We start from the raw sequence: 25,610 nt of genomic DNA, 5'->3' as shown, positions 1-25,610 counted from the left end.
GAGAATTTAAAAACAGAAATTATGAGAAGTAAAATTTTAATTGCATTGACAATATTAGTATTATATTCTTGTCAGAACAAAGAAAAACCAGCATCAAAAAATATCATTAAAACAATTGCTCAGGACACATTATCAAAAACATTAGGAGGTACAGCCAATTTAAGTGACGTACCCGCTAAAGATGATAAAACGGTTGAGCTAATAAGAAAACAACTTATGGTTTTATTGAAAAAAGATTTGCCAGCGATGACAAAAGACGATCGATACTTTTATTATGAAGCTTTCGATTTAAATAACGATAAGAAAAACGAATATTTTGTTGGTTTCTCAAATTCCTATTTCTGTGGAAGCGGAGGTTGTTCGGGTTATATTTTAAATAATGATGGAAGTATAATCAACAAATTTACTGTAACCGATTTTCCGATTTTTATTGGAACAACTTCATCAGGAAATTTTAAAGATTTAATTTTTAAAAGCGGTAATACATTACATTCTCTAAAAATGAAAAACGGAAAATATCCTTCAAATCCATCCGTTCAGGAAAAATGGAAAGGAGATATTCCGAAAGATTCGCCTGTTGTTTTGGATATAAATTCTAAGAAATTGGAAAAGTATTCGTTTTAGTCAGTAGCATAAAAAACCCGACAGGTTTTTAAAACCTGTCGGGTTTGATTATAATATCAATTTTGGAATTTGGAATTTCTAAAATTGGAATTTTTTAAATCTACTCCACCAACTCCACAAATTTAAACTCACCTTCCACAGCAACCTTAGTCAAGCCATGTTTAGATAAGTTTTTCATAGACGCATCCCATTTTTTACCACTTAAATTCGCAGTAATTTTTAATTGCGTTAAATCCATTTTATTTTCATTTCCTTTTAATAGATCTACTATAAATTTTTCTTCATCAGACAATTCAACCTGAGCTTGTTTTTTCTCCGGACGCATTTGCGGGAACAATAAAACTTCCTGAATCGATGCATTATTAGTTAGATACATAATCAAACGATCCATACCAATTCCCATTCCAGATGTTGGAGGCATACCATATTCAAGAGCTCTTAAGAAATCTTCGTCGATAATTCCGTTCGCTTCATCATCACCTTTTTCAGACAAACGCATTTGATCTTCAAAACGCTCACGCTGATCAATCGGGTCATTCAATTCAGAATAAGCATTGGCAATTTCTTTACCACAAACCATCAATTCAAAACGCTCTGTAAGTTCAGGATTGTCGCGGTGTTCTTTACAAAGAGGCGACATTTCTTTAGGATAATCAGTAATGAAAGTAGGCTGAATATAATTTCCTTCACATTTAGCTCCAAAAATTTCATCAATTAGTTTTCCTTTACCCATTGTTTTATCAACGTCGATTCCCATTCCTCTTGCAGCTTCAAACAATTCGTCTTCGCTTTTTCCGGAAATATCAAAACCAGTAAAATGTTTGATAGAATCTGTCATGGTTACACGGGCATAAGGCGCTTTAAAGTTGATTTTATGTTCGCCAAAAGTAACTTCGCTAGTTCCGTTTACGGCAATCGCACAATGCTCAAGCAAACCTTCCGCAAATTCCATCATCCAGTTGTAGTCTTTGTAGGCTACATATATTTCCATAGCGGTAAATTCAGGATTATGCGTTCTGTCCATTCCTTCATTTCTAAAGTTTTTCGAGAACTCGTAAACACCTTCAAAACCACCAACAATTAATCTTTTCAAATACAATTCGTTCGCAATACGCATATAAAGCGGAATATCAAGCGAATTATGGTGTGTAGTAAACGGACGCGCCGCAGCACCACCCGGAATAGGCTGTAAAACCGGAGTTTCAACCTCAAGATAACCAGCATCGTTAAAATAACCACGCATAGCGCTAAACAACTTCGTACGTTTGATAAAAGTATCTTTAACGTGTTGATTCACAGTTAAATCCACATAACGCATTCTGTAACGCAATTCAGGATCGTTAAACGCATCGTGAACGTTTCCGTCTTCATCCGTTTTTGGCAAAGGAAGCGGACGTAAAGTTTTACTCAAGAAAGTAAATCCGTCAACGCGAATACATTGTGCACCCACTTTCGTAGTAAACAATTCTCCTTCAATTCCAATAAAATCTCCTAAATCGGTTAATTTTTTAAAAACCGTATTGTATAAAGTTTTATCATCACTTGTACACAAAACATCGCGATTCACGTACAATTGCAAACGTCCTTCGCTATCCTGCAATTCAGCAAAACAAGCTTTTCCCTGATCACGAACACTCATCAAACGTCCCGCAACGATTACCTTTTTACCTTCTTCAAACGATTCCTTCACTTGCTTTGAAGTATGATTTACTGGAAAAAGATTAGCCGGATAAGGATTGATTCCTAAGTTGCGTAAGTTTTGAAGTTTTTCTCTTCTAATGATTTCTTGTTCTGATAATGCCATTTTGTGCTCTTTTTTTAAGTGTGCAAAGATAAAGAAAAGAATGTAGATATCAGAATGCAGATTTTAGATTTTTTGAAGCAGAAGTTTATCGTATTTCAATCACGTTCAGTCCCGCTATCCACTTGTATCTTTTTTGTCTCGTTCTCCAAACGAGACAAAAAAGGATACCGCTGCTATCGGGGCTAGATTAGAAGTTATAGTTTTCAAAAGACGTTTTAGTTGGGGTGTTTAATCGGTTTGTGCGTTTTTTTGTCAGGCTGAGCGGAGTCGAAGCCCCGCAGGCAGTTCGACAAAGATTGGCGATTTTGATTGTAGAGTTTCTTGCGGGGATTCCTCGTCCCTCGGAATGACAAACTAAGCGATGAAAAACATTTCTGCAAGAAATTAAACAAAAAAACCTCAGTATCTTAGCAACTCAGAACCTTAGTATCTTAAAAAAATGAACTCCATAAAAGCCCTTTTACTCTTACTTCTAGTCTCAAGCTGTCAAATTACCGAAACCATAAAAATCAATCCGGACGGAAGCGGAAGTATTGAAGTTTTTCAATTACGAGACGAAAACAGTTATTTACAAGTAGGACGTCCCCATTCTGATTCTGAAAAATTTACAGATACACTATTTGTTTTTCAGGATTATATCACAAAGTATGCAGCAACGTTTGTGAAATTTAATAAAGCAGATCAGGCACTTTTTCAGGAACATTCCAATGTCAAAATGCATGTAAAACTAGATCCCATTCAAATGGAAAATTTTAATGTAATTTCTTCCGACTTTAAAAAAATAGAAGAATTACCAAATGTTTACGAAAGCCTTAGTTTGGCAAATTCTTTAAAAGAGAATTATCCGGTTTCAAAAGAATCTTTTAAAATAAAATATACTTTCGACGGATCTGTTTTTAAAAGGTATTTAGTAATTGTTGATCAGCAAAAATTTGATCAGGATAAAAAAATGCTTGAAGAAAGAAAAAAAACGTATGCTAAATATAAATTGGCGCAATCCTACACTTTAAAATATCATTTTCCAGGAAAAATAAAATCAGTTTCAAACGAAAAGGCAATTCTCAGTCCTGATAAAAAATCATTTACCTTAGAATTCCAGCTTTCAGATTGTTTACAAAATCCAGAAATAACGAATCTAGAAGTTGTTTTGGAACAAAGCAACTAAATAAAAGGATTAAAAAGAGATTTGAGGTCACTACAATAAAACTCAGCACCTTAGAATCTCAGTACCTTAGAACCTTTAAAAATAAAATAGAGTTCGTATCTTTGATAAAAAATTAACCATGATGAAATTATATAAATTACTTAGTTTTTCTTTTTTATTGGCAACACTTACAAGTTGCACTTTTACCGAAAACATGTATATTAATGATAACGGAACAGGAAAATTTTCTGTAGACATAGACGGCTCAGCTTTAATGGAAATGGCCGGCGATCAACTCGGAAATCAAATGGGAGCCGATGCAAAGAAAAATGTCGATTCTACTTTTACTTTCAAACAGTTAATTGCTGAAAAGCAGGATAGTATTTCAAAATTATCACCGGAAGCTCAAAAGGAAATTAAAAAATTAGAAAATTTTGTTTTCAATATCAAAATGAACGGAGAGCAAAAACAGTTTTTAATGAACATTTCAACTGATTTTAAAAGTGTAAATGAACTGCAGGATATTTTGCAATCGATGAGTTCTCTTCAAAAACTGGAAGGAGGAAATGCTCCTTCAACTCCGTTTGCAGGTTTGGGAGATAATAAAAGTAAATTGAGCTATACATACGACGGAAAGAAATTTACACGTAAAGCAATCATAGACAAACAAAAAATTACAGAGAAAGCCGCTGATTCTACAGCAGATATGTCTAAAATGATGTTTGCTTCGTCAAATTATATTATTAAATATCACTTTCCTAAACCGGTAAAAAAGGTGTCAAACCCAAATGCATTGTTTAGCGACGACAGAAAAACAATTACAATTCAATACCCTTTCACGGATTATATGGAGAATCCTGACAAACTCAACTTTGATGTAGAGTTTGAAAAATAATAAAAATGAATAAAAAAATTCAACTTCAGGATTTAGGAAGTAAAGATTATAAATCGACCTGGGAATATCAGGAGAAACTTTTTAAGGACATAGTCGACTTAAAAATCAAAAACAGAAGAGAAGAGCTCGAATTAGAGACACCCAATTATTTACTTTTTGTAGAACATCCACACGTTTATACGTTAGGAAAAAGCGGTGATTTCGAAAACCTATTATTAAACGAAAAACAGCTCGAAGCCAAAGGAGCAACCTTCTATAAAATTAATCGTGGCGGTGATATAACGTATCATGGTCCAGGGCAAATTGTAGGTTATCCAATTTTGGATTTAGAGAATTTCTTTACCGATATTCATAAATATTTACGTTTTCTGGAAGAGTCAATTATTCTGACTTTAGAAGAGTATGGTTTAAAATGCGGTAGAAGTGAAGGAGAAACCGGAGTTTGGCTAGATGTTGGAACTCCGTTTGCACGCAAAATTTGTGCGCTTGGCGTACGTGCTTCGCGCTGGGTGACCATGCACGGATTTGCTTTAAATGTAAATGTCGATCTAGGTTATTTTGATAATATAATTCCGTGTGGAATTCGCGGAAAAGGTGTTACTTCACTTCAGGTAGAACTTGGTGTTGAAAAAGTAGATGAAGACGAAGTAAAAGCCAAAATTGTAAAACATTTGACTCAATTGTTTGAAGCTGAATTTGTTTAGAAGATAGCTTTAAAAATATAAATAGTATGAAAAATGCTGAAGAAAATAACAATTATAGAATTGCTGTTCCTTCGGCATTTGAAACTGTATTTTCTCATTTTTACTTCGCAGAAAATAAAACCAATTTTCCTATCACAAAAACCTTGTTGCCAAGTTTTCAAACTATTTTAGTTTTTAATTTCGGAACAAAATCGGCTTTAAAATCAAATCAGAATACTATTCTGGAAGTCGAAAAATGCATTGTTTTAGGGCCTATAAAACAGGCTTTCGATTATACTCTGGAACCTAACTCAGAGATTTTAGTAGCTAATTTTAAAGAAGACGCTTTTTATAGATTTTTCGGGAATGCACTATTTGATGCTTTGCCAATTCATCCGGATGCTTTAATTCATGAAAATTGCTTTAGCCTTTTATGGGAAGCACTTCAAAAGATTCCTGATACTACGGAACGAGTAGATTATATTTTAGATTTCTGCAAACCCTATCTCAGTGAACAAAGCAAAATCACAACACTTTTAACCGATTTTAAAGAAGAAAATCTAAATCCGATAAAAGCAATTGCTTCAAAAGTAAATCAAACAGAAAGAAACATTCAGCTGAATCAGAAAAAGGTTTTTGGCTACACCATTAAAGAAGTTAATCGCTACGAAAGGTTTTTAAAAGCCGTTAATGAAATTGAAAGAAACGTACAAAATCAGTCCAAAACAGATTGGTTAAGTATAGTCGAAGAATGCGGTTATTATGATCAAAGTCAGCTCATTCATGACTTTAAATTTTACATGAATATTTCTCCAACGAAATTCTTAAAATTTCAAAACGATATCTGCAGATCAAAAGCAGAATAAGGAGTATTTCGTTTTCTTACAATTGTTACCAAAGCCTGCGTTTTACATTTGTCATGTTAAATCTTAAAAAATAGAAACATGAAAAATCTAATTATTTATGCGCATCCAAATCCAGCTAGTTTAAATCATTTCTTCAAAGAAACTGTTCTTGAAAGTTTAGAACAATCCGGAGAAGAAGTTATTCTTCGTGATTTAAATGAAATCAATTTTAATCCGGTTTTATCTCTGGAAGATATGCAGGGACAAAGAATGGGAAAAGTGGCTAGTGATGTCAAAACAGAACAGGATTTTATTATCTGGGCAGATCGAATTATCTTTATTTACCCGATTTGGTGGACAGGAATGCCTGCGATTATGAAGGGCTATATTGATCGTGTTTTCAGTTATGGATTCGCTTACAGATATGATCAGGGCATTCAAAAAGGATTGTTATCAGGCAAAAGTACTATCATTATCAATTCGCACGGGAAATCGAATGCAGAATATGCAGAAAGTGGGTTGGATAAGGCTTTAGCCTTAACTTCTGATACCGGAATTTTTAATTATTGCGGTTTAGAAATCAAACAGCATTTTTATTTCGATAAGGCAGACAGAGCTTCCGAAGAAAGTATTTCAGAATGGAAAAATCAGATTATAGCTGTTTTTAAATCCAGTAATGAGCCAGCTGCTTTTGAATAGAAGTTTATTATTAAAGAGAATATTGCAAAAAATGTAAAAATGTGTTGGTAAAAGCCAGGATTTTGAATTGATCGCAAATTATGAAAGGACGGTAATTTTCTAATGTTTTTTATGGTAAATTTGGATTAATACTTTTAGGGATAACCTTAACCAATCTAATTTTGCAGCTTATGAGAAAAATCTACTTTCTTTGTTTCCTTTTTATCTTAAACACTGTTTTTGCTCAAAAGAAGGATAAATTAAATCCCATTGCAGTTTATGAAAAAGTATGGCAGGAGCATAACAGCGATGCCCGACTAAAATTGATAAAAACAATTTGGTTAGACGATAGTACTTTTGAAGATCCTTCAGCGTCAATTAAAGGGGCAGTTGCGTTGAATAATGTGATCAATGAATTTTATAAAAAATTCCCGGACGCTATATTGATTTCAGGTTCAAAAGTAGTAAAAGACAATTATGTAACCTGGGATTGGAAAATTTTAGATTCAAAAAATAAACCTATAATGGCTGGTCGTGATTTTGCCCGATTAAACGGAAAAGGTCAGGTTAGCAAAATTATTGGTTTTTGGGATAGGGAAGTTACTTTGTCAGAGTCTGAAATTCTAAAAAACCTTGAAACGGATAATTTTAAAATTGTAGCAAAATACTATGAATGTCTTTTTAAAACAAGAGATTTTAATACAATGGCAACTATAATTGAAGAAGGCGCTATTTATAATCAGGCAGAGGGCTTGCCTTACGGTGGAACTTACGTCGGTTTTAATGAATGGACAAAAATGCATGCGAAATCAGCAGAGTTTTTTGATTTAGAAATAGAAAAAGAACCTGTTTACTTTAGCGATGCTACCAAAAATGAAGTGATTATTTATTTCACTATAAAATGCAAAGCAAAAAAATCAGGCAAAACACTTTCAATGCCAATTTCTGAGCATTTCGATTTAAAAAACGGAAAAATTACGGCAATCAGACCCTTTTATTTTGATACCAAACAATTTGCAGAATTTTTAAAAAGTAAAAAATAGGGAATATTTATTTTAGATTAATAAAGGCTTATCAAAATTGATAGGCCTTTTTATTGTTCAAAAAAATCAAGTTCTAATTGATCTGGCAAAAGCCTGAAACTCATTCTATGATATTTTGTAGTGCCATGTTCACGAATGGCGTCACGATGTTCTTTGGTTGGATAACCTTTGTTTTGTTTCCAGTTGTACATCGGGAACTCTTCATGAATTTGCTCCATATATAGATCACGATACGTTTTTGCTAATATAGAGGCGGCTGCAATGCTTAAAAATTTTGCATCACCTTTTATGATACTCTGATTCGGAATTGATTTTAGCAAATCTATTTCTTCAACAGAAAATTGTTTTCCAAAGGTATTTCTTAAACCTAATTTTGCATTCAGGGCCCGATTGCCATCTACTATAATAAAGTCTGGCTTTTGGTTTAATTTTAAGATACATTCCTGCATTCCTTTCATTGAAGCATTCAGAATATTTATTTCGTCAATTTCATCCGGAAATAAATGTGTCACAGAATAACAGACCGCATGTTGTTCTATGATTGGTTTTAAAAGAAATCTTTCTTTTTCAGACAATTGTTTACTGTCATTTAAAAATTGATTTTCAAAATCGACAGGCAAGATCACTGCAGCGGCAGTAACTGGTCCAGCCAGGCATCCACGGCCAGCTTCATCAGTTCCGGTTTCTAATATATGTCCTGAATAATTAAGTTGAAGCATGCTTTTATTTTGAATAGCAAATATAAATTTTTCTAAAAAAGGATTCTAAAAAATTCTCCCAAAATTTGAATAGAGAATTGTTTTAGAATTTCTCGTCTAATTATTCTTTAATATGTAGTAACTGATGTATAGTATTGTTGTGTTTTTTATTAAATTTTCTCTTATTATTTTTTGTTGATGCTGCTTTTTTTGAATTATTTTGAAAGAAATCATGACAATACCTTTAAATAAATTACATTATGATGTGAAAAAAGCTTGGAATTATCAAAACCTCAAAATTGATTGTAAAAATCACGATCTTAATAAAAGTTATTCATATTTTTTATGGGTTTAATATTTAAATTTTTCAAATGTTAAAATGTGTTAACTGTTTTTGACTCAAATCTTTAAAATTTTAATTGTTTTCATAGGAATTTATCTACTAAAATAGATATTTAGTTATATTTTTTAGGGAAATATTAGTGTATTGTTAATAATATTGAAAAAAATTAAATTGAATAGTTTGTTATTTTAAGAAATAATTAAGATGTTTGCGCCATACTAATTCAAAATAAATTAAAATGAAATTAAAATTACAATGGATTTGTACGCTTTTGATAGCGTTGTCTATGCAGTTTTCTTTTGCTCAGGAGAGAACTGTATCTGGAAAAGTTTCAGATAAGACAGGAGTAATTCCAGGAGTAAATGTTGCTGTAAAAGGTAGTAAAGCAAATACTCAAACTGACTTTGACGGAAGTTATTCTGTAAAAGCAAAAACAGGAGATGTATTAGTGTTTTCATATGTAGGTATGAATAACAAACAAGTTACTGTAGGAAGTTCAAATACAGTAAACGTTGAGATGGAATCAGAAGCACAACTTATGAATGAGGTTGTGGTTGTTGGTTACGGTGTTCAAAAGAGAAAAGAAGTAACCGGTTCTATTTCTAAAATTGCAGGAAAAGACATTGCTAACTTAGTTACTCCTTCTTTCGAGGGTGTTTTAGCTGGTAGAGCAACAGGGGTTCAGGTACTAACTAATAGTGGTATTATTGGAGGAGCTCCAAAAATTAGAATTAGAGGTGTTTCGTCTATTTCTGGAAGTACAGAACCATTAATCGTTGTAGACGGTGTGCCTATTTATTCTGGTGATATTGGTGGTGTTTCTGCTACAAACGGTTTAGCGGATATTAACCCGGAAGATATCGAATCTTTTGATGTATTAAAAGATGGTGCTGCAACCGCTATTTATGGTTCCAGAGCTGCTAACGGTGTAATCTTGATTACAACAAAAAGTGGAAAAAAAGGTTCTTTGAAAGTTAGTTACTCAAGTGTTTTTGGTGTTGCTAGTGCTGCAAAAACATATGATTTATTAGAAACTCCTGATTTCTTAGTTATTTCTAATGAAAAAAGAACAAACAGAGGACAAGCTCCATGGGCTGTTGGAAATACATATAATACAGACTGGCAAGGTGCAGTTTTAAGAAATGCTCCTCAAACTACACATAATCTTAATTTTAGTGGAGGTTCAGAAAAAACAAAGTATTATTTGTCTTTAGGATTAACAGATTTAGAGGGTATCAATTTAGCTAATGATATGAAAAAATATTCTGTTAGAGCTAATATTGATCAGGATATCAACAAATGGTTAAGTATTGGTACTAATGTAGCTGTAAGTAGAACAGAATACAATGGATTAAATATCAATGCAAATGGTTTGTCAGGTAATATTTTTAACACTACCAGACAGTTACCTAATACGCCAATTTACGATTCAGCTGACCCAACAGGTTATAATCTTTCGCCAAATGGTGCGAATGTTGGTCAATGGGATAATACAGACCCTGCAGGAGATAATATTACAAATATTCTTTATGTTCTTGATCATAATAAATATAAATCAACAACTACGAGAATTTTAGTAAGCGCATTTGCAAATGCAAAAATAACTTCTGACTTAAGTTATAAACTACAAGTAAGTGGGGATAATGCTTCAACAGATGGTTACCAATATTGGAACCCAGTACATGGAGACGGACGTGGAGTAAATGGATCATTATACCAGGATAATACCAATCTTTTAAGATGGAACTGGCAAAATATTTTGAATTACAAGCATACTTTTGCTGAAGATCATAATTTAGGTTTAACAGGTGTTGCTGAGTATCAAAAATCTCGTTCTAAAGTATTATGGGGATCAGGAACTGATATTTTAAGTGACTTCTATGATGAGAACCTAGTTACAGGTACTTATAGTACTAAAGACTCTGGTGGTGGTGTTTCTGAGAAAGGAATTATATCATACCTTGGACGTTTTACATACAACTATAAAGAGAAATATTTTGTACAGGCTTCTCTTAGACGTGATGGAATTTCTCAATTTGAGAAAGATGTTAGATACCACAACTTCCCTGGAGTTTCTGCAGGTTGGACAGTTTCTAAAGAAAGTTTTATGGAAGGAATTAGTAGTACTGTTTCTGATTTGAAATTTAGAGGTTCTTACTCTGAAGTAGGTAACGTTGAAGTATTAAATGGAGCAGCTTATCCTTCAAAAGGGTTAATGATTGGTTCTCCTTATGGTACTTCAAATGGTATTGGTTACTATCAATTTGGTAATGATCAATTACAATGGGAAACAAGTAACAAAATTGATTTTGGTGTAGATTTAGGATTATTCAATAATCGTTTGACTGTTGCATTTGATTATTATAAGAATGATATTGACGGTATAGTTTTAGCAGCTCCTGTGGCTCCTTCATTAGGTGTTCCTAATAGTATTATCAATTCTAACGTTGGTAAAATGTATAATGAAGGATATGAATTTGCTGTAAGTTTCAAAGCAATAAACAATGCTAACTTCACATGGGATGTTTCTTCTAATTTAACCCTTACTAAAAACGTAGTTACTGGTTTAGTTAATGGACAAGATATAGTAGGAGGTTCTTCATCTTTTGGTTCATCTCAGGATATCGTTAACATTGCACCAAATATTATTATTAGAGAAGGTGAATCTCTTAACTCTTTATACGGATTCAAGTATTGGGGTGTAAATAAAGCAAATGGTAACCCGGTTTACTATAAAGCAGATGGTAGTTTAGTACAAGGAAACTTGGCAACGTCTACTTATACTGTTTTTGATCCTGCTAATCCTGGAACAGCTGGAGCAGCTGCAACATTAGCTACTGCTGATAAAGCGATCTTAGGAAATACATTACCAACATATTATGGATCATTCACATCTACTATGAAATATAAAAATCTTGATCTTGGTTTCATGATTAGATTTAGTGGAGGAAATAAAATATTTAACTCTACAAGAAGAGAGTTGATGAACCAAAACCTTAACAACAACAGTACAGAGATTTTAGGAAGATGGCAAAGTGCTGATAATCCTGGAGACGGATGGACGCCAAGATTATGGGCTAGTTCAAATACTTTTACAAACCTTTCGGGAAGTGCTAGTACACGTTTTGTTGAAGATGGTGATTTTATCTCACTTGATAATATAAGCTTAGGTTATACATTGCCTAAAATGTTAATGGATAAAATTGGAGTAGATAACTTTAGAGTTTTTGCTCAGGCACAAAATATCTGGTTAATTTCAGATTACAAAGGTATTAACCCTGAAATGGAAACTAACGGAGTAGACATCAATGGTACTCCACGTTCTAAGGTAATATCAGTTGGAATTAATGTAAGTTTATAAAAAAAACATATGAAAAATATAATTAAAACAATTTTACTTTCTGTAGTTGTACTCGGGATGAGCTCATGTACAGAAGAAAAAATATTGGATTTAAATCCAATAAACAATATTTCGGACGCAGAAGCTTTTACAACTCCTGCTTATATCACTGCTTATATGAATGGTGTGTATAATGCTGCCGGAATTGGACAATATAATGCTGCATCAACTGCCCCGAATGGTGGTAGAGGTTATATCTGGGGAGCTGCATTTGTTGAACAAGGAGAAGCTAGAGGTGAAGATATTGTTAATATGGCTACATTTTATCAATTAACGTACCAAGCAGATTATGATCCAACTACAGCAAATAATGTGTATTACTGGATTGACGGTTATAGATTAATCAACAGATGTAACCTTATGATCGAGGGAACTACTGATGCAGTTGCTAAAGGTATTATAACAAAAGCAGTTGGTGATGATTATATCGGACAAGCTAAATTTTTAAGAGCGATTACTCATTTTGAAATTTTAACAAATTTTTCAAAACCATATAATTTTACAGCTGGTGCAACACATCCTGGAATTATATATAGAGAAGTAGGTGTAAATACTGCTGCTGAAGTAGCATCAGAACAACAAAAACCAAGAAATACTGTTGCCGAATGTTATACAAAAGTTTTGGCAGATTTAGATGATGCTGAAAAGTTGATTACTTCAAATGGTTTTGCTGGTGGTAGAGTAGTTTCTAAAGCAACAAAATCTGCTGCAATCGCATTCAAAACCAGAGTTTATCTTCAAAAAAGAGACTGGGCAAATGTAATTGCTGAAGGAACTAAATTAAATGGTCTTTATACTTTAACAACTGATCCTGCTGCTCCTTTTGTGTTGGCAAATAATTTAAGTAATACAGAGTCTATATTCTCTATTGCACATTCTGCTACATCTAATCCTCAGGTTAATGCTGCTTTAGCAAGTATATTAAAAAACAGAGCTTTAGTTGCAATTAGCCCAATTCTTTGGAGAGATCCACAATGGTTGGCTGATGATAAACGAAGAGAAGATGGAAAAATGATTTACACTGCAGGTGGTATAAAATATACTAACAAGTATACAGATGTTACCAACATGTCAGATGCTGCTCCGGTTATAAGATATGCTGAAGTAGTATTAAATATGGCAGAAGCTCAGGCTCGTCTATCTGCTGCAAACTTACCAACAGCTTTAACTTTATTAAATTCTATTAGAAATAGAGCGTTAGCTAGCCCTGCAACTCAGGCTTACACAATTGCAGGTCTTGGTACACAAAAGCTTATGGTTGATGCTATTCTTAAAGAAAGAAGAATTGAATTTTTGCAAGAAGGTCGTAGATGGGCTGATATTCACAGACTACAAGGTGATGATTTAGCTCCTATTGTTGGAATTCCTGCAAAATATGCTAATGCTACACCTGTTCCTGCTGCATATGTACTAGGAAACGGTTTTGCTGTTACAACTCCTATTGCAGCTATTCCATATACTGACCGTAGATTCTTATGGCCAATACCACAAACTGAAATGAATACTAACCCAGGTTTACAAGGACAAAATAATCCTGGTTGGTAAAAAAAAATATTTTGATTTTTTAAACCCTCAATCTTTTTTGATTGGGGGTTTTTTATTAAAGTTTAGTTCGATATAAAAACTTCTCAATCATAATGATTTGTTTTTTTATACGTTTTTATCTTTTACCTTTGCTTGACAAATTTTGCCGAAATAATTATATATAAAGCTATCAAATGAGAATACTCTTTTTTCTATATCTATTAATTGTACCCACATTATTGTTTTCTCAGGAAAAAACTGGTTCTAAAAACAGTTTAGATATGAATACAAAGTATTCCAGTATAACGGATACAGTAAAAAAGAAAAAGGCCTTAATAGCAAAGATTGATCAATATAAGATTTATACGTTAGAGCACGACACAATATATGCCGATACATCACTAACGTTAAAAAGTGCGTACAAGCAAAACTATTTAAGAAGGGATAATTTTGGACTTTTACCATTTTCTAACATAGGGCAAACATATAATACATTACAGTACAGTTTAACGGATTTTTCTCCTTATCCGGAAATTGGTTTTAAAGGCAAACATTTTGATTATATGGAAGTAAGTGATATTAGATATTTTTCTGTTGCCACACCATTAACCGAACTGTTTTTTAACACTACAATAAACAAAGGACAAAACTTAGATTCATTTATAACACTTAATACTTCAAAGAATCTAAATTTTTCTGCAGCATATAGAGGGTTACGTTCTGAAGGAGATTATATAAATCAGTTAGTAAGTGCCGGAAATTTTAGATTTACAGCAAGTTATTTTACAACCAATAAAAGATATGTTCTAAATTCCCATGTTACATTTCAGGATATTACAAATGAAGAAAATGGTGGAATTACAGCACCTGAAAGCTTCGAAAGCGATGATCCTGATTTTAAAAACCGTCAACGATTACAAGTATTTTTGACGGATGCACAATCATTATTAAAAGGAAGACGTTTCTTTTTTGATCATGCATTCAGAATAAATCCAAATGATGGCAGTAATAATTTGTATGTAACACATCAATTTAATTATGAGTACAAATATTTTCAGTATAAACAGCCAACTGTTCTTTCTACTGTAACGCCAACATCAGGACCAAGTCAACAGGTTGAACGTTTTGGAGAGTCTTATGCTAGTAGTAATATAAATGACGAGACTCGTTTTGAAAGATTATACAATAAAGTTGGACTTGCCTATGAAAATTCACTTCTTGGAAAGTTTAATTTTTTTGTAGACGATTACAGATCAAATTATAAATACGACAGGATTATTATAAATAGCGATAATACATCTATCCCGGATAATTTATTTTTGCAAATTAATAATGTTGGAGGACAATATGAATATCAGAAAAATAAATGGAATGGCCGTTTTTTATATACCAGATCAATTACAAAGCAGTCTCTGTCTGATTTAGATGCAAAATTAAGATATAACTTAAATGAGAAAATTCAATTCGATTTTAGATATAGAAATTTAAATAAGTTGCCTAATAATAACTATAATTTGTACCAAAGCAGTTATGTTGAATATAATTGGTCTAATAATTTTAAAAATGAAAAAATTAACCAACTTGGAGCTAATGTTTTTACGCCTTGGTTAAATGCTGAAGTTCAATATTCTGTTTTAAAAGATCACCTGTATTTTAGAGATGATACCAGCCCTGCAGAAGCTTTAGTATATACCCAAATCATAAAACCGGCGCAATATGGCAATGTAATCAACTATTTGTCAATAAAAGCTAGTAAGGAATTTAAGTTTGGTCCTTTTGGTTTAGATAATACGCTTTTATATCAAAAAGTAGATCAGTCAGATCTGATTTTAAATGTACCTGATTTTGTAACAAGAAATACATTTTATTATTCTAGTTACTTTTTCAAAAAAGCATTATATATGCAGACAGGGGTTGTGTTTAATTATTTTACCAAGTATTACGGCAATGATTATAATCCTGTTATCGGTGAGTTTTTCGTTCAGGATAACAAAAAAATTGGAGGATATCCACTGTTTGATGCTTTCTTAAATTTCAGAATTCGCCAGACTCGATTTTATTTTAAAGCAGAACATATAAATGCTTTATTCTCAAAAAGTGATTATTATTCGGCGCCTAATAATCCTTATCGCGATTTTGTTATCCGATTTGGTTTAGTTTGGAATTTCTTCCAATAGAATTAGGACTATTTAGATTTTTAGAACCACATATTAAATAAATATAAAATGGACTTTTCAAAAAATATTTTAGAAACAATTGGTAATACACCCTTAGTAAAACTCAACAAAATTGTTGCTGAAATCGATGCGTTAGTATTGGCAAAAGTCGAAACCTTTAATCCGGGAAATTCTGTAAAAGACAGAATGGCCGTAAAAATGATTGAAGACGCAGAGGCAGACGGCAGATTAAAACCGGGTGGAACTATTATCGAGGGAACTTCAGGAAATACCGGAATGGGATTGGCACTTGTAGCGATTATCAAAGGATATAAATTGATCTGTGTTATATCAGACAAGCAGTCTAAAGAAAAAATGGATATTTTGCGTGCTGTTGGTGCCAAAGTTGTAGTTTGTCCTACTGATGTTGAGCCAACAGATCCACGTTCTTATTACTCAGTTTCAAAACGTTTAGCAGAAGAAACACCAAATTCCTGGTATGTAAACCAATATGATAATTTATCAAATTCATTAGCACATTATGAGCAGACTGGTCCCGAAATCTGGAAACAGACTGATGGAAAGATTACACACTTTGTTGTTGGAGTAGGAACTGGAGGAACTATTTCTGGAGTTGGAAAATACTTAAAAGAGAAAAATCCGAATATTAAAATTTGGGGAATTGATACTTACGGTTCTGTTTTTAAAAAATACCACGAAACCGGAGTTTTTGATGAGAATGAAATTTATTCTTATATAACCGAAGGAATTGGAGAAGATATTTTGCCTAAAAATGTAGATTTTTCTTTAATCGATGGTTTTACAAAGGTAACAGATAAAGATGCTGCTGTTTATACAAGAAAAATTGCTATGGAAGAAGCGATTTTTGTTGGAAATTCTGCCGGTGCTTGTATTAAGGGACTTTTACAGCTAAAAGAACATTTCAAACCAGAAGATGTTGTTGTAGTTCTTTTTCATGATTCAGGAAGCCGCTATGTAGGTAAAATGTTTAATGATGACTGGATGCGTGAACGTGGATTTTTAGAAGAAAATGTAACGAAAGCAGAAGATGTAATTAAAGATCATATTGATAAAGAATTGATTGTTGTTCGTACCGAAGAATTGGTTTCGCACGCTATTGAACGTATGCGTAAATATAAAATTTCTCAAATTCCGGTAGTAGATATAAACGGATTTGTTGGTTCTGTTGATGAAACAGATTTGTTTAGAAGTTATGTTGCAGATAAAAATGTTGCAGAAAAACCAATTAAGGAAGTAATGGGGAAGCCTTTCCCAATTGTGAAATTAGGAACTACAATTGAAGAAGTTTCTAAGTTATTTACTAAAGAAAATGATGCTGTTTTAGTGGATCTGGGAAATGGAAAACATCATATTATTACAAAATATGACATTATTGGATCAATAAAATAAGACGTTTTTAATAAGATTATAAATCCATAAATCGGAGTTTTAATACCTTGATTTATGGATTTTTTTAGCTAACATATTTTAAAAGATGAACTTCACTGCTATAGATTTTGAAACCGCAACAGGACATCATCCTTGCTCAGTCGGAATAGTTACTGTCCAAAACGGAATTATTGTAGATGAGTTTGTTACTTTAATTAAACCTCCAAATAATATTTATAATCCTTTTACCATTCAGGTTCACGGTATTTATCCACATGATACAGTTAACGCAAAATCTTTTTATCAGGTATTTCCTGAAATTGAAAGAAGATTAAAAAATAGAGTTGTAGTCGCGCACAATGAAAGTTTTGATCGTAATGTGTTGATGAAATCAATGGCGCTTTGTGGTTTGCAGTATGAAGATTTAAATGTTGGACCACGTTGGGAATGTACAGTTAAAATTTACAAAGCAAAAGGGTTAAAGCCGACAAAACTAAGTGATTGCTGTCGTGAAATGAAAATTCAGTTAAATCATCATGAAGCTTTATCCGATGCTCGTGCATGTGCTAAATTATATATGTTAAAGTAAAATTATTTTGTAAGATTAATATTTCTTTTTTTGTTATTTTTAAGCTTTGTAATTTAAATAAAAGCTAAAAAATGAGAGAAGACTTTCTTCACTATATCTGGAAATTCAAGAAGTTTGAAACTCTGAATTTAAGAACAACTCAAAATGATCAAATTGTAATTATTAAAACAGGTGATTATTTAGAACTTTCAGGCCCTGATTTTTTCAACGCTCAGATTAAAATTGGAAATCAGAAATGGGCAGGAAATGTTGAAATCCATTTGAAATCATCGGATTGGTATGTGCATCATCATGAAAAAGACCCCGCTTACGAAAATGTAATTTTGCACGTCGTTTGGGAACACGATACAGAGATCTTCAGTAAAAATAATGCAGAAATTCCTGTTTTAGTCTTGAAAGAATATGTTCCATCAGAAGTAATAAATAATTATAATGCTTTATTGTCACCGAAATCCTGGATTTCATGTGAAAAACAAATTACTGAAATTGATGAGTTTGTTTTTAAAAATTGGCAGGAAAGATTGTTTTTTGATCGGCTTGAAAGAAAATCGAACTTTATTTATGATTTGTTAGAAGAAACAAATGGCGACTGGGAGTCTGTTCTATTCTCTTTGTTAGCAAAAAATTTTGGATTGAATACAAATGGAAATGCTTTTTTGCAAATTGCTAAATCTATTCCGTTTTCTATTATTCGAAAAGAAAGTTTTGAAATTGAAAATCTTGAAGCATTATTTTTTGGAACTTCAGGTTTATTAGATGCAGTAAAAGAGGATTTGTATTTTAATGATTTGAAAATTAGATACTTTTATCTTTTGCACAAATATCAACTAGATAAGGCTTATACAGATCCATTACAATTTTTCAAACATCGTCCTGATAATTTTCCAACAATAAGGCTATCTCAATTAGCTAGCTTATACAATAAACATCAGAATTTATTTTCTAAAGTGATTATGCTAAATTCTGCCAAGGATGCTTATGGGGTATTAAACGTTACAGCAAGTTTATATTGGGAAAATCATTATCAGTTTGATAAGGAAAGCCCCAAGAAGTCAAAACCTTTATCAAGATCATTCATAGATTTATTGATCGTAAATACTATTATTCCGTTACAATTTTCGTATTCAAATAGAATAGGAGAATCTAATATTGAAAACCTTATTGTATTTATGAACGAAGTGTCTCCGGAAAAAAATGCTGTAATTGATAAATTTGAGAGTTTTGGTCTTCTTCCAAAGAATGCATTTCATACTCAAACCTTACTAGAACTTAAAAATGAGTATTGTAATAATAAAGCCTGTCTAAGATGTGCAATTGGAGTCGAATTACTTAAGAGTAATTAGATAATTAGAAAATGGGGCAATTAGATATTTTTGTATTTTTACCTAAAATCTATCCCGATAAATATCGGGTAAAATCTAAAATAAGAAATGTCAGCTATTTTAAAACTTAAATTTTTCTTTGAAAAATATGGATTTCATGTTTCATCACGATTAGCTGATAAACTTGGAATGCGTGTTACAAGTGTACGATTATTTTTTATCTATATTTCCTTTGTAACTGCTGGTTTAGGTTTTGGAATCTATCTAACATTAGCATTCTGGATTCGTCTAAAAGATTTAATTCGGGCTAAACGAACTTCAGTGTTTGATTTGTAAAAATAATTTAGAGATAAAAAAAGGATCATAAAGTTTAAACTTATGATCCTTTTTTAGTTTTTATAATCGGAAATATTATTCCGGGTTGTTTAATTTACTATTTTTCTTGCCATAAGTAAAATAAAAAATTACTCCTAAGGCCATCCATGCAAAAAGTCTTAACCAGTTTGTCCAGCCTAGACCGTACATCATAGCGCAACAAACAAGAACTCCTAAAATAGGTACTAAAGGAACAAATGGTGTTTTGAATTCGCGAACCATATTTGGTTCTTTTTTTCTTAAAATAATAACTGAAATACATACCAGGACGAAAGCGAATAATGTTCCGATACTAGTCATGTCTCCTACAATGTCACCAGGAATAAAAGCGGCAAATGCACCAACAATTACTAAAATAGCAAGATTTGCTTTGTATGGAGTTTTGTATTTTGGATGAACATCGCTAAAAGCTTTTGGTAACAAACCATCTTTACCCATAGCATAAAATACTCTGGATTGTCCTAATAACATCACTAAAATTACAGAAGAAAAACCTGCAAGGATAGCAACAGTTACTAATTGACCAAGCCACTCGTATCCTATCATATATTTATTGATTGCAAAGGCTACAGAAGCTTCTTTACCACCTGTTCTAAAATCTTCAACAGTTGCAACACCTGTTAATACGTGTGCAAAAAGAATGTATAAAAGGGTACATACAGCTAATGAACCTAAGATACCAATTGGCATTGCTTTCTTAGGATTTTTTGTTTCCTGAGCAGCTGTACTTACAGCGTCGAAACCAATAAAAGCAAAGAAAACAGTTCCTGCAGCTCCTAAAATACCCATAATACCACCGTAGCTATGTCCAACTCCATGCTCATCTGTAAAAATTGAGGATGGCGGGATATATGGGGTATGATTTGCTGGATTTACAAAGTTCCATCCAATTACAATGATTAAAATTACAATGGCAACCTTAACGATTACAATAATTCCATTAACGAAAGCAGATTCTTGTATACCTTTAATCAATAATAAACTAATAACACTAACAATAAATAATGCCGGTAAATTGATAATACCGTGAGTTACTTCATTTGTTGCTGGATCAATTATTTTTTGAAAAGGAGAATGCGAATATTCAAACGGAATGGGACTGACGTGAAAGACATTGACCAGAAGATTATTTAGGTATTCGCTCCATGCAATTCCTACTGTTGCAGCACCTACAGCGTATTCTAGTATTAAATCCCAGCCAATTATCCAGGCTAAAAATTCACCCATTGTAGCATAAGTATAAGTATAAGCGCTACCTGAAATTGGAATTGACGATGAAAGCTCTGCATAGCATAAACCAGCTAATGCGCAGCCAATTGCTGCTATAATAAAAGCAATAGTTACAGATGGACCAGCATTTTGTGCGGCAGCGGTAGCAGTTCTAACAAATAATCCTGCACCAATGATGGCGCCAATACCTAAAGCTACTAACGACCAAGCGGTTAAAGTTCTTTTTAATCCTTTTTCAGAATCTGCAGCTTCTGCTAAAAGCTGTGCTAATGGTTTTCTTTTCCAAATTGACATATAATTATATTGGTTTATTGTTATTAAGCTCCAAATGTATCGTTTTTTGTAAAAAATAAAAACAATTATCTTCTTTTAAGTTATAAAATATTTAAATAATTACTAAAACCACCAATAAACCTCTGTAAAGCACCGTTATTCATAAAATAATTCCTATTTAATAATAGAATAGACATTATACAAGGCTGATAAAATTGTATTATTTTTCTTAATAAATTAATATATTTTCTTTTAATTTATATTTTCAAATAAAATTAAAAATGTATTGAATAATGAATTTTAAAGAGATTGCAGTATTTTTTAAATTTACAAATCAGCAACGTACCGGGATTTTTTTACTTTTTGTAATTATTATAATATTGCAATTGGTTTATTTTTATGCTGATTTTAATCCGCCTGAAAAAACGTTTCCTGGAAAAGATGAATGGATGTCTTTGCAGACTGAAATAGATTCTCTTAAATTGATTAAATATAATGAGAAACCAAAGGTTCATCTTTATAATCCAAATTTTATTTCGGACTATAAAGGATATAAACTCGGAATGTCTACACAGGAAATCGATCGATTGCTGGCATTTCGAAAAGAAAATAAATATGTGAATTCTGCTGAAGAATTTCAAAAGGTTACAAAAATTTCAGATTCCTTACTAAAAATTATTTCTCCATTCTTTAAATTTCCGGACTGGATTCAAAAAAAGAATAATTTTAAAACAGAGAAAAAAGAATTTGCTCAAAAAGACTATTTAAAAAAGGAAAAGATTGTAATTTTAAATATTAATGAGGCAACTCACGAAGATTTGATTAAAATATATGGTATCGGTGAAGCTTTGTCTTTACGAATATTAAAACAGAGAGAAGTATTGGGAAGTTTTGTCTCTATGGATCAAATGAATGACATTTGGGGGCTTTCACCTGAAGTTATTGCAGAATTAAATTCTCATTTTAAAGTGATATTGTCTGGAAATTTTAAAAAAATAGCAATAAATGACGCGTCTCTAAAGGAACTATCTCAGTTTTCATATTTCAGATATGCATTAGCTAAACAAATAGTAACGTATAGAAGTATGAATGGGAATTTCAAAAATATTGAGGATTTGTCAAAAATTAAAGGTTTTCCTGTTGAAAAAGCAAAAATAATTAGTTTATATTTGGAGTTCTAAAAAAAACAGCCAACAATGAATTTTGATTATAACGAAACGCAGTCCATGATTGCGCAATCTATTAAAGATTTTGCAGAGAAAAACATTAGACCTAATATAATGGAGTGGGATGAAGCACAGATTTTTCCAATTCCTCTTTTTAAAAAATTGGGAGAAATGGGATTTATGGGGGTTTTAGTGCCTGAGGAATACGGTGGATCTGGTTTAGGATACCATGAATATATTACTGTTGTTGAAGAAATTTCAAAAGTGGATCCTTCAATTGGTTTGTCAGTTGCGGCACATAATTCATTATGTACAAATCATATTTTGACTTTTGGCAACGAAGAGCAAAAGAAAAAATGGTTACCTAAATTAGCGACAGCTGAATATATTGGTGCATGGGGATTAACAGAGCATAATACAGGTTCTGATGCAGGAGGTATGAATACGACTGCAGTTAAAGATGGTGATTTTTGGATTGTAAATGGTGCTAAAAACTTTATTACGCATGCAATTTCTGGTGATATCGCTGTTGTTATAGTTCGTACAGGAGAGAAAGGTGATTCAAAAGGAATGACAACATTTGTTTTTGAAAAAGGGATGCCAGGATTTACTTCAGGAAAAAAAGAAAATAAATTAGGAATGCGTGCCAGTGAAACTGCTGAATTGGTTTTTGATAATTGCCGGGTACCTGATGCAAATAGATTAGGAGAAGTTGGTCAGGGATTTGTTCAGGCAATGAAAATATTAGATGGTGGGCGAATTTCTATTGGAGCTTTATCTTTAGGAATTGCAAAAGGCGCCTATGAAGCGGCTTTAAAATATTCTAAAGAAAGATATCAGTTTGGGCAGCCAATTAGTAGTTTTCAGGGGATATCTTTTAAACTCGCTGATATGGCAACAGAAATAGAAGCTTCAGAATTGTTGCTTCATAAAGCAGCTTTCTTGAAACAACAGCACAAACCAGTGACAACGCTTGGTGCAATGGCAAAAATGTATGCGTCAGAAGCCTGCGTGAAAATTGCTAATGAAGCAGTTCAGATTCATGGTGGCTATGGATATACAAAAGATTTTCCTGTAGAGAAATTCTATAGAGATTCTAAATTATGTACAATTGGAGAAGGAACGACGGAAATTCAGAAATTAGTTATATCTAGAAATTTATTGAAAGAATAAAGAATAAAGAATAAAGAATAAAGAATAAAGAATAAAGAATAAAGAATAAAGAATAAAGAATAAAGAATAAAGAATTTAGGCTAAAATCTATTCTCTTTAATCTAAGTTCTTTTTTCTTTTAAAATAATTCAGAATTCATAACTCATAATTCAAAATTAATATATACTTTTGCAGCCTTAACGAGAGGAGGTGTCTATATTATGTTAATTATACCAATTAAAGACGGAGAAAATATCGATAGAGCATTAAAGCGCTATAAAAGAAAATTTGATAAAACAGGAACTGTTCGTCAATTAAGAGCACGTACTGCTTTTATTAAGCCTTCTGTTATCAAAAGAGCTCAAATTCAAAAAGCGGCTTACATTCAGAACATGAGAGATGGTTTAGAAAGTTAGTATTAGCTTTTCGCAAATAATTACCGTTAGTTATCAAAATTTTGATGCTAACGGTTTTTTTATGCTTAATTTTGAGATAATATATATAGGTATAATCTTGGAGTAAAAAATATTGTAATGAAGTCGAATAAAGATGCATTTCGTGATTATCTTCAGTTAGAAAAAAAATATTCAGCACATACAGTCAATGCTTATTTGAATGATATTGTCTTTTTTGAAGTTTTTAATAAAGAGCATTTTGAACAGGATAATATTGAGAAAGTAAATTACAGTCAAATTAGAAGTTGGATTGTTTCATTGGTGGATCAAAATATTTCAAATGTTTCTGTGAATAGAAAAATGGCTTCGTTGAAAGCTTTTTTTAAGTTTCTTATGAAAACAAAACAAATAGAGTTGAATCCTATGTTGAAGCATAAGGCTTTGAAGACTCCAAAAATTATTCAGATTCCATTTTCTGAAAAAGAACTTTCTGATTTAATGAATCAGGTGGGTAGTCCTGTTGGTTTTGAAGAAATTCGTGACAAGCTTATTGTGGATATGTTTTATACAACTGGAATGAGGCGTGCGGAATTAATACATTTGATGGTGTATAATGTTGACTTGGTGTCAAATGTAATAAAGGTTCTGGGTAAGCGCAATAAGGAGCGTATTATTCCGATTTTGCCTATTGTTGCTGATCAGTTTAAGGCTTATCTTGATGAGCGTGATTCTGTTGAAAATATCACAGATGGTGATTATTTTTTTATTTCAAAAAAAGGGTTAAAATTGAACGAATCTTTTGTGTATCGATTAATAAATTCTTACTTTAGTAGGGTCTCTGAAAAGGTGAAAAAGAGTCCGCATGTGCTTCGTCATACTTTTGCGACTCATTTGCTGAATAATGGGGCAGATTTAAATTCAGTTAAGGAGTTATTAGGACATTCTAGTTTGGCATCTACGCAAGTTTATACTCATAATAGTTTAGCGGAGCTTAAAAAGGTATACGGGGATGCTCATCCGAGGAATAAATAATACTTCTGAAATGTTTAACCCTAAAATTAATATTATGAAGGTAGATGTTCATGCAGTTAACTTTACTGTTGACCGAAAATTGGTAGATTTTATTCAAGAGAGAATGGATAAGTTGGAAAAATATTACGATCGAGTTGTCTCGGCTGATGTTTTTTTAAAAGTTGAAAGAACAAGTGATAAGGAGAATAAAGCTGTTGAGATAAAGATTAATGTTCCGGGAGATGATTTTTTGGTTAAAAAACAGTGTAAGACATTTGAGGAAGCGGTCGAACTTTCGGCAGAATCTTTAGAACGTTTGCTGGTAAAAAGGAAAGAAAAAATAAGAGCACACATATAATTGAAAAATTTTTTCAAAAAATGTTTTGATACAAAGATAAAATAGCTACATTTGCAGTCCGTTAGAAATAGCGGACTTTTTTATTGATATTGCCAGCGTAGCTCAGTTGGCTAGAGCAGCTGATTTGTAATCAGCAGGTCGTGGGTTCGAGTCCCTCCGCCGGCTCTAAATATTTCAAATGCGATTTGAAATTGTTCATGCAATTATTGATAAAAATAGGGGAGATACTCAAGCGGCCAACGAGGGCAGACTGTAAATCTGCTGTGTGAACTTCGCAGGTTCGAATCCTGCTCTCCCCACAATTTTGATTTCGGATTTAATGATTTCAGAATTTAGATTTGTGAAAATAAAGACTTGAATTTGATTCGGCTTTTTTTTAATCTAAAATGAGGAATCTAAAAATTTAAAATTAGGACTCTGCCGGTGTAGCTCAGGGGTAGAGTGCTTCCTTGGTAAGGAAGAGGTCTCGGGTTCAATTCCCGACATTGGCTC

The 25,610-nt window shown here is 32.4% G+C and carries 22 protein-coding genes and 3 tRNA genes; 22 read left to right on the top strand and 3 right to left on the bottom strand.

Going from position 1 to position 25,610, the window contains the following annotated elements; genetic code table 11:
* The first annotated feature begins 21 nt into the window (after positions 1-21).
* A complete protein-coding gene (locus tag AC6CH4_RS00375; protein ID WP_498099159.1) occupies positions 22-624 on the top strand; it encodes a hypothetical protein in 603 nt (200 codons plus the stop codon).
* A 100-nt stretch (positions 625-724) separates the two neighbouring features.
* On the opposite strand, the gene lysS is transcribed toward AC6CH4_RS00375, so the two are convergent.
* Positions 725-2,428, bottom strand: coding sequence for a lysine--tRNA ligase (gene lysS, locus AC6CH4_RS00370; RefSeq protein WP_498099157.1), 1,704 nt, complete (start codon positions 2,426-2,428; stop codon positions 725-727).
* A gap of 439 nt (positions 2,429-2,867) precedes the next feature.
* On the opposite strand from lysS, the gene AC6CH4_RS00365 reads away from it, so the two are divergent.
* From AC6CH4_RS00365 to AC6CH4_RS00340, 6 genes are all read left to right on the top strand, one after another.
* Positions 2,868-3,593 carry a hypothetical protein gene (locus tag AC6CH4_RS00365; protein WP_498099155.1) on the top strand — a complete coding sequence of 242 codons (726 nt, stop codon included), beginning with the start codon at positions 2,868-2,870 and terminating at the stop codon, positions 3,591-3,593.
* Positions 3,594-3,711: 118 nt separating this feature from the next.
* The gene (locus AC6CH4_RS00360; protein ID WP_498099153.1) at positions 3,712-4,467 is read left to right on the top strand and encodes a hypothetical protein; all 756 of its coding nucleotides are present in this window, start codon (positions 3,712-3,714) and stop codon (positions 4,465-4,467) included.
* Positions 4,468-4,472: 5 nt separating this feature from the next.
* Positions 4,473-5,171 (top strand): lipoyl(octanoyl) transferase LipB, encoded by a 699-nt coding sequence (lipB, locus tag AC6CH4_RS00355; RefSeq protein ID WP_498099151.1) that lies wholly within the window; start codon positions 4,473-4,475, stop codon positions 5,169-5,171.
* Positions 5,172-5,197: 26 nt separating this feature from the next.
* The gene (locus AC6CH4_RS00350) at positions 5,198-6,016 is read left to right on the top strand and encodes an AraC family transcriptional regulator (protein ID WP_498099149.1); all 819 of its coding nucleotides are present in this window, start codon (positions 5,198-5,200) and stop codon (positions 6,014-6,016) included.
* Between the two features lie 78 nt (positions 6,017-6,094).
* A complete protein-coding gene (locus tag AC6CH4_RS00345; protein WP_498099147.1) occupies positions 6,095-6,694 on the top strand; it encodes an NAD(P)H-dependent oxidoreductase in 600 nt (199 codons plus the stop codon).
* A 170-nt stretch (positions 6,695-6,864) separates the two neighbouring features.
* Positions 6,865-7,716: a nuclear transport factor 2 family protein gene (locus AC6CH4_RS00340; RefSeq protein WP_498099145.1), complete on the top strand. Its 852-nt coding sequence runs from the start codon at positions 6,865-6,867 to the stop codon at positions 7,714-7,716.
* A gap of 50 nt (positions 7,717-7,766) precedes the next feature.
* Here the strand turns inward: AC6CH4_RS00340 and rnhB are convergent, their stop codons facing one another.
* On the bottom strand, positions 7,767-8,435 hold the full coding sequence (rnhB, locus tag AC6CH4_RS00335; protein ID WP_498099143.1) for a ribonuclease HII: 669 nt from the start codon (positions 8,433-8,435) through the stop codon (positions 7,767-7,769).
* Positions 8,436-8,995: 560 nt separating this feature from the next.
* Here rnhB and AC6CH4_RS00330 point away from each other — a divergent pair.
* The 7 genes from AC6CH4_RS00330 to AC6CH4_RS00300 all read left to right on the top strand — a co-directional run bounded on the left by AC6CH4_RS00330 (position 8,996) and on the right by AC6CH4_RS00300 (position 19,494).
* Positions 8,996-12,118: a SusC/RagA family TonB-linked outer membrane protein gene (locus AC6CH4_RS00330; RefSeq protein WP_498099141.1), complete on the top strand. Its 3,123-nt coding sequence runs from the start codon at positions 8,996-8,998 to the stop codon at positions 12,116-12,118.
* A 9-nt stretch (positions 12,119-12,127) separates the two neighbouring features.
* The gene (locus tag AC6CH4_RS00325) at positions 12,128-13,702 is read left to right on the top strand and encodes a RagB/SusD family nutrient uptake outer membrane protein (RefSeq protein ID WP_498099139.1); all 1,575 of its coding nucleotides are present in this window, start codon (positions 12,128-12,130) and stop codon (positions 13,700-13,702) included.
* A 173-nt stretch (positions 13,703-13,875) separates the two neighbouring features.
* On the top strand, positions 13,876-15,858 hold the full coding sequence (locus AC6CH4_RS00320) for a putative porin (protein WP_498099137.1): 1,983 nt from the start codon (positions 13,876-13,878) through the stop codon (positions 15,856-15,858).
* A 48-nt stretch (positions 15,859-15,906) separates the two neighbouring features.
* Positions 15,907-17,268, top strand: coding sequence for a pyridoxal-phosphate dependent enzyme (locus AC6CH4_RS00315; protein WP_192185711.1), 1,362 nt, complete (start codon positions 15,907-15,909; stop codon positions 17,266-17,268).
* An 85-nt stretch (positions 17,269-17,353) separates the two neighbouring features.
* Positions 17,354-17,836 (top strand): 3'-5' exonuclease, encoded by a 483-nt coding sequence (locus AC6CH4_RS00310; protein ID WP_498099135.1) that lies wholly within the window; start codon positions 17,354-17,356, stop codon positions 17,834-17,836.
* 71 nt (positions 17,837-17,907) lie between these two features.
* Positions 17,908-19,179, top strand: a complete 1,272-nt coding sequence (locus AC6CH4_RS00305) for a DUF2851 family protein (RefSeq protein ID WP_498099133.1) — start codon at positions 17,908-17,910, stop codon at positions 19,177-19,179.
* An 87-nt stretch (positions 19,180-19,266) separates the two neighbouring features.
* Positions 19,267-19,494, top strand: coding sequence for a PspC family transcriptional regulator (locus tag AC6CH4_RS00300; RefSeq protein WP_026985787.1), 228 nt, complete (start codon positions 19,267-19,269; stop codon positions 19,492-19,494).
* A gap of 75 nt (positions 19,495-19,569) precedes the next feature.
* Here AC6CH4_RS00300 and AC6CH4_RS00295 read toward each other — a convergent pair whose 3' ends face one another.
* The gene (locus AC6CH4_RS00295) at positions 19,570-21,057 is read right to left on the bottom strand and encodes an amino acid permease (RefSeq protein ID WP_192185708.1); all 1,488 of its coding nucleotides are present in this window, start codon (positions 21,055-21,057) and stop codon (positions 19,570-19,572) included.
* 272 nt (positions 21,058-21,329) lie between these two features.
* On the opposite strand from AC6CH4_RS00295, the gene AC6CH4_RS00290 reads away from it, so the two are divergent.
* From AC6CH4_RS00290 to AC6CH4_RS00255, 8 genes are all read left to right on the top strand, one after another.
* On the top strand, positions 21,330-22,217 hold the full coding sequence (locus tag AC6CH4_RS00290; RefSeq protein ID WP_498099131.1) for a ComEA family DNA-binding protein: 888 nt from the start codon (positions 21,330-21,332) through the stop codon (positions 22,215-22,217).
* A gap of 15 nt (positions 22,218-22,232) precedes the next feature.
* Complete coding sequence (locus AC6CH4_RS00285) at positions 22,233-23,375, top strand: acyl-CoA dehydrogenase family protein (protein ID WP_498099129.1); 1,143 nt, start codon at positions 22,233-22,235, stop codon at positions 23,373-23,375.
* A gap of 200 nt (positions 23,376-23,575) precedes the next feature.
* Entirely contained in the window at positions 23,576-23,770 is a 195-nt protein-coding gene (gene rpsU / locus AC6CH4_RS00280) for a 30S ribosomal protein S21 (RefSeq protein ID WP_026985791.1), read from the top strand.
* A gap of 117 nt (positions 23,771-23,887) precedes the next feature.
* Entirely contained in the window at positions 23,888-24,781 is an 894-nt protein-coding gene (locus tag AC6CH4_RS00275; RefSeq protein WP_498099127.1) for a tyrosine-type recombinase/integrase, read from the top strand.
* Between the two features lie 34 nt (positions 24,782-24,815).
* The gene (hpf, locus tag AC6CH4_RS00270) at positions 24,816-25,118 is read left to right on the top strand and encodes a ribosome hibernation-promoting factor, HPF/YfiA family (RefSeq protein WP_017496722.1); all 303 of its coding nucleotides are present in this window, start codon (positions 24,816-24,818) and stop codon (positions 25,116-25,118) included.
* A gap of 91 nt (positions 25,119-25,209) precedes the next feature.
* Positions 25,210-25,283, top strand: a tRNA-Thr gene (locus AC6CH4_RS00265).
* Between the two features lie 53 nt (positions 25,284-25,336).
* A tRNA-Tyr gene (locus AC6CH4_RS00260) sits at positions 25,337-25,417 on the top strand.
* Between the two features lie 120 nt (positions 25,418-25,537).
* A tRNA-Thr gene (locus AC6CH4_RS00255) sits at positions 25,538-25,609 on the top strand.
* Position 25,610: the final 1 nt, after the last annotated feature.

The organism is Flavobacterium sp. GQ95 (assembly GCF_059758655.1).
The sequence above is the reverse complement of the archived record's forward strand: the minus strand, read 5'-3'. Positions and strand labels throughout refer to the sequence as shown.

Coding starts and splice junctions, on each gene's coding strand:
- AC6CH4_RS00305 (WP_498099133.1), top strand. CDS start 17,908: ATGAGAGAAGACTTTCTTCACTATATCTGGAAATTCAAGAAGTTTGAA.
- AC6CH4_RS00285 (WP_498099129.1), top strand. CDS start 22,233: ATGAATTTTGATTATAACGAAACGCAGTCCATGATTGCGCAATCTATT.
- AC6CH4_RS00375 (WP_498099159.1), top strand. CDS start 22: ATGAGAAGTAAAATTTTAATTGCATTGACAATATTAGTATTATATTCT.
- lipB (WP_498099151.1), top strand. CDS start 4,473: ATGAATAAAAAAATTCAACTTCAGGATTTAGGAAGTAAAGATTATAAA.
- AC6CH4_RS00345 (WP_498099147.1), top strand. CDS start 6,095: ATGAAAAATCTAATTATTTATGCGCATCCAAATCCAGCTAGTTTAAAT.
- AC6CH4_RS00340 (WP_498099145.1), top strand. CDS start 6,865: ATGAGAAAAATCTACTTTCTTTGTTTCCTTTTTATCTTAAACACTGTT.
- AC6CH4_RS00350 (WP_498099149.1), top strand. CDS start 5,198: ATGAAAAATGCTGAAGAAAATAACAATTATAGAATTGCTGTTCCTTCG.
- hpf (WP_017496722.1), top strand. CDS start 24,816: ATGAAGGTAGATGTTCATGCAGTTAACTTTACTGTTGACCGAAAATTG.
- AC6CH4_RS00330 (WP_498099141.1), top strand. CDS start 8,996: ATGAAATTAAAATTACAATGGATTTGTACGCTTTTGATAGCGTTGTCT.
- AC6CH4_RS00290 (WP_498099131.1), top strand. CDS start 21,330: ATGAATTTTAAAGAGATTGCAGTATTTTTTAAATTTACAAATCAGCAA.
- AC6CH4_RS00310 (WP_498099135.1), top strand. CDS start 17,354: ATGAACTTCACTGCTATAGATTTTGAAACCGCAACAGGACATCATCCT.
- AC6CH4_RS00325 (WP_498099139.1), top strand. CDS start 12,128: ATGAAAAATATAATTAAAACAATTTTACTTTCTGTAGTTGTACTCGGG.
- AC6CH4_RS00360 (WP_498099153.1), top strand. CDS start 3,712: ATGATGAAATTATATAAATTACTTAGTTTTTCTTTTTTATTGGCAACA.
- lysS (WP_498099157.1), bottom strand. CDS start 2,428: ATGGCATTATCAGAACAAGAAATCATTAGAAGAGAAAAACTTCAAAAC.
- AC6CH4_RS00275 (WP_498099127.1), top strand. CDS start 23,888: ATGAAGTCGAATAAAGATGCATTTCGTGATTATCTTCAGTTAGAAAAA.
- AC6CH4_RS00320 (WP_498099137.1), top strand. CDS start 13,876: ATGAGAATACTCTTTTTTCTATATCTATTAATTGTACCCACATTATTG.
- AC6CH4_RS00295 (WP_192185708.1), bottom strand. CDS start 21,057: ATGTCAATTTGGAAAAGAAAACCATTAGCACAGCTTTTAGCAGAAGCT.
- AC6CH4_RS00315 (WP_192185711.1), top strand. CDS start 15,907: ATGGACTTTTCAAAAAATATTTTAGAAACAATTGGTAATACACCCTTA.
- AC6CH4_RS00300 (WP_026985787.1), top strand. CDS start 19,267: ATGTCAGCTATTTTAAAACTTAAATTTTTCTTTGAAAAATATGGATTT.
- rpsU (WP_026985791.1), top strand. CDS start 23,576: ATGTTAATTATACCAATTAAAGACGGAGAAAATATCGATAGAGCATTA.
- rnhB (WP_498099143.1), bottom strand. CDS start 8,435: ATGCTTCAACTTAATTATTCAGGACATATATTAGAAACCGGAACTGAT.
- AC6CH4_RS00365 (WP_498099155.1), top strand. CDS start 2,868: ATGAACTCCATAAAAGCCCTTTTACTCTTACTTCTAGTCTCAAGCTGT.